Origin of the sequence: Commensalibacter nepenthis (genome assembly GCF_029953305.1) — a bacterium.
In the GTDB taxonomy this organism is placed as follows: domain Bacteria; phylum Pseudomonadota; class Alphaproteobacteria; order Acetobacterales; family Acetobacteraceae; genus Commensalibacter; species Commensalibacter nepenthis.
In genome coordinates this window covers 1-3212 of sequence record NZ_JASBAN010000011.1, presented here as the reverse complement: position 1 = coordinate 3212, position 3212 = coordinate 1, and the positions used below count along the sequence as shown (strand labels likewise).

The window sequence follows — 3212 nt, the reverse complement described above, 5'->3', positions numbered from 1 at the left end:
TGCACATCGTCTTGTAGGAACTGAGCTGCACTAAACTGAGATTTATCGTTGTAAATCCCAACATAGAGTTCTCGAGAAAAATCATCAATACCTACAAAAAGATACTCCCGAGTTTGCTGTTTAGTCTCGACATGCACCATCTCCCTAGGATAAGATTTGTTATATTTTTTGGCTTGCCGTCTGAGGTTGTCCTCAAGTGTTTTTTCAATCTTAGCAAGGCGTTTAATGCCATATTTGATCGTTTTATAACGCTCATTCGTGCGGACATCGGCAAAAATAATTGCAACCGAGCACGCCTTAATACAGCATAAATCGTAGACCTGCTGACCATAAAACGCTTAGCCAGATCCGTTACCGTGACTTTCTCTTGATGATGTAACCGCCATATCTCTTCTCGATGATACAGTGTAAGCTTCGTTTTCCTATGCATGTTCATTACAGTAATATTCCATATCACTGTAAACAACGCGATCAATTCCTACACCTTCCAAAATATCTTCGGATTAAATAATACACTTCCTTGCTAACTCGCTCATTTTATAGCAAAATACAACCCAATTTCAAATTTGCGATAAGACTGTTTTTATTAAATAGAGATAAAAATGAAAATATTAATTCCCGATGATTATCAAAACGCATCATTACAATTAAATTGCATAAAAAAATTATATCAACATGAAATTTTAGTGTTAGGTAATCTTCAAGAAGAGGAAAATCTAGCAGAACAAATTAAAGACATAGAAGCGATAATATTAATCCGTGAAAGAACAATTATTAATCAAGACCTTCTTAAAAAATGCCTAATTTAAAATTAATATGTCAAACAGGTCCTGTTGGCAAACATATAGATTTGGATGTTTGCAAAAAATTAAATATCACAATATTAGAAGGTGGTGGCGACCCAACATCTGCAGCGGAACTCACGTGGTTATTAATTATGGCAGCCAATCGAAAATTATATGAATCAATAGAATCAATGAAAAATGGATTATGGCAAACTGTAACTGGAAGACAAATTAAAGATAAACGGATTGGCATTCTAGGATTTGGAAAAATAGGTAAATTGGTTGCAAAATATGCAAGCTCTTTTGATACAGAAGTTGTCGTTTGTGGTAGTGAAGGTGCTAAACAAGAATCATTGTTAAATGGATATAAATTTTTATCCAGTCGGGATGAATTTTTTCGAACATGCGATATTATTTCTGTCCATTTACGTTTAAGTAATAACACAAGGGAGAGTATCACTTTTAATGATTTATCAAAAATGAAAGAAAATGCTATCTTTGTTAATACATCTAGATCACAATTATTAGAAAAAAATTCTATTCAAAAATTACTTAAAATTAACAAATCTATTGCATTTGTATTAGATGTTTTTGATGATGAACCTGTTTATCATAGTAACCTTCTTTTTTCTAAGAACATTTTATGTACTCCACACATCGGATATGTCACTCAAGAAAATTTGGAAAATTATTTCAACTGTGCAATAGAGAATTTGTTACAATATTGCAAACCACTACATTCCTAATCCTCTCCCTCTGGTTTTGTCGCAAAGTTTAAATTTTATAAAATTTTATAAAATTTAAACTTTGCGACAAAACCAGAGGGAGAGGATTAGGAATGTAGTGGTTTGCAATATTGTAACAAATTCTCTATTGCACAGTTGAAATAATTTTCCAAATTTTCTTGAGTGACATATCCGATGTGTGGAGTACATAAAATGTTCTTAGAAAAAAGAAGGTTACTATGATAAACAGGTTCATCATCAAAAACATCTAATACAAATGCAATAGATTTGTTAATTTTAAGTAATTTTTGAATAGAATTTTTTTCTAATAATTGTGATCTAGATGTATTAACAAAGATAGCATTTTCTTTCATTTTTGATAAATCATTAAAAGTGATACTCTCCCTTGTGTTATTACTTAAACGTAAATGGACAGAAATAATATCGCATGTTCGAAAAAATTCATCCCGACTGGATAAAAATTTATATCCATTTAACAATGATTCTTGTTTAGCACCTTCACTACCACAAACGACAACTTCTGTATCAAAAGAGCTTGCATATTTTGCAACCAATTTACCTATTTTTCCAAATCCTAGAATGCCAATCCGTTTATCTTTAATTTGTCTTCCAGTTACAGTTTGCCATAATCCATTTTTCATTGATTCTATTGATTCATATAATTTTCGATTGGCTGCCATAATTAATAACCACGTGAGTTCCGCTGCAGATGTTGGGTCGCCACCACCTTCTAATATTGTGATATTTAATTTTTTGCAAACATCCAAATCTATATGTTTGCCAACAGGACCTGTTTGACATATTAATTTTAAATTAGGCATTTTTTAAGAAGGTCTTGATTAATAATTGTTCTTTCACGGATTAATATTATCGCTTCTATGTCTTTAATTTGTTCTGCTAGATTTTCCTCTTCTTGAAGATTACCTAACACTAAAATTTCATGTTGATATAATTTTTTTATGCAATTTAATTGTAATGATGCGTTTTGATAATCATCGGGAATTAATATTTTCATTTTTATCTCTATTTAATAAAAACAGTCTTATCGCAAATTTGAAATTGGGTTGTATTTTGCTATAAAATGAGCGAGTTAGCAAGGAAGTGTATTATTTAATCCGAAGATATTTTGGAAGGTGTAGGAATTGATCGCGTTGTTTACAGTGATATGGAATATTACTGTAATGAACATGCATAGGAAAACGAAGCTTACACTGTATCATCGAGAAGAGATATGGCGGTTACATCATCAAGAGAAAGTCACGGTAACGGATCTGGCTAAGCGTTTTATGGTCAGCAGGTCTACGATTTATGCTGTATTAAGGCGTGCTCGGTTGCAATTATTTTTGCCGATGTCCGCACGAATGAGCGTTATAAAACGATCAAATATGGCATTAAACGCCTTGCTAAGATTGAAAAAACACTTGAGGACAACCTCAGACGGCAAGCCAAAAAATATAACAAATCTTATCCTAGGGAGATGGTGCATGTCGAGACTAAACAGCAAACTCGGGAGTATCTTTTTGTAGGTATTGATGATTTTTCTCGAGAACTCTATGTTGGGATTTACAACGATAAATCTCAGTTTAGTGCAGCTCAGTTCCTACAAGACGATGTGCAGGTTCAATGCCCTTATACGATCGAATGTGTTTACTCTGACAATGGCAGAGAATACCAAGGAACG

General features: G+C 32.7%; 6 protein-coding genes and 1 pseudogene. 4 read left to right on the top strand and 3 right to left on the bottom strand.

Annotated elements, in window-relative coordinates; translation table 11 throughout:
- Positions 1–91 precede the first annotated feature (91 nt).
- On the bottom strand, positions 92–430 hold the full coding sequence (locus QJV33_RS12060) for a helix-turn-helix domain-containing protein (protein ID WP_408869667.1): 339 nt from the start codon (positions 428–430) through the stop codon (positions 92–94).
- 172 nt (positions 431–602) lie between these two features.
- Between QJV33_RS12060 and QJV33_RS11885 the strand changes: the two genes are divergently transcribed.
- Both QJV33_RS11885 and QJV33_RS11880 read left to right on the top strand, forming a co-directional pair.
- The gene (locus QJV33_RS11885; protein WP_281462379.1) at positions 603–809 is read left to right on the top strand and encodes a Rossmann-fold NAD(P)-binding domain-containing protein; all 207 of its coding nucleotides are present in this window, start codon (positions 603–605) and stop codon (positions 807–809) included.
- Complete coding sequence (locus QJV33_RS11880; RefSeq protein ID WP_281462378.1) at positions 797–1531, top strand: NAD(P)-dependent oxidoreductase; 735 nt, start codon at positions 797–799, stop codon at positions 1529–1531. The genes QJV33_RS11885 and QJV33_RS11880 overlap by 13 nt, the downstream gene beginning before the upstream one ends.
- 86 nt (positions 1532–1617) lie before the next feature.
- Here QJV33_RS11880 and QJV33_RS11875 read toward each other — a convergent pair whose 3' ends face one another.
- Positions 1618–2352: an NAD(P)-dependent oxidoreductase gene (locus QJV33_RS11875; RefSeq protein WP_281462378.1), complete on the bottom strand. Its 735-nt coding sequence runs from the start codon at positions 2350–2352 to the stop codon at positions 1618–1620.
- Positions 2340–2546: a Rossmann-fold NAD(P)-binding domain-containing protein gene (locus tag QJV33_RS11870; RefSeq protein WP_281462379.1), complete on the bottom strand. Its 207-nt coding sequence runs from the start codon at positions 2544–2546 to the stop codon at positions 2340–2342. Before QJV33_RS11870 ends, QJV33_RS11875 begins: the two co-directional genes overlap by 13 nt.
- A gap of 166 nt (positions 2547–2712) precedes the next feature.
- On the opposite strand from QJV33_RS11870, the gene QJV33_RS12055 reads away from it, so the two are divergent.
- On the top strand, positions 2713–3057 hold the full coding sequence (locus QJV33_RS12055) for a helix-turn-helix domain-containing protein (protein WP_408869681.1): 345 nt from the start codon (positions 2713–2715) through the stop codon (positions 3055–3057).
- Positions 3009–3212 (top strand): annotated as a pseudogene (locus QJV33_RS11865) (hypothetical protein); the annotation flags it as partial. The gene QJV33_RS12055 and the pseudogene QJV33_RS11865, both read left to right, overlap by 49 nt.

What these genes read in the sequence shown, in the direction of transcription:
- QJV33_RS12060 (WP_408869667.1), bottom strand. Translation starts at nt 430, where the DNA reads ATGCATAGGAAAACGAAGCTTACACTGTATCATCGAGAAGAGATATGG.
- QJV33_RS11885 (WP_281462379.1), top strand. Translation starts at nt 603, where the DNA reads ATGAAAATATTAATTCCCGATGATTATCAAAACGCATCATTACAATTA.
- QJV33_RS11880 (WP_281462378.1), top strand. Translation starts at nt 797, where the DNA reads ATGCCTAATTTAAAATTAATATGTCAAACAGGTCCTGTTGGCAAACAT.
- QJV33_RS11875 (WP_281462378.1), bottom strand. Translation starts at nt 2,352, where the DNA reads ATGCCTAATTTAAAATTAATATGTCAAACAGGTCCTGTTGGCAAACAT.
- QJV33_RS11870 (WP_281462379.1), bottom strand. Translation starts at nt 2,546, where the DNA reads ATGAAAATATTAATTCCCGATGATTATCAAAACGCATCATTACAATTA.
- QJV33_RS12055 (WP_408869681.1), top strand. Translation starts at nt 2,713, where the DNA reads ATGAACATGCATAGGAAAACGAAGCTTACACTGTATCATCGAGAAGAG.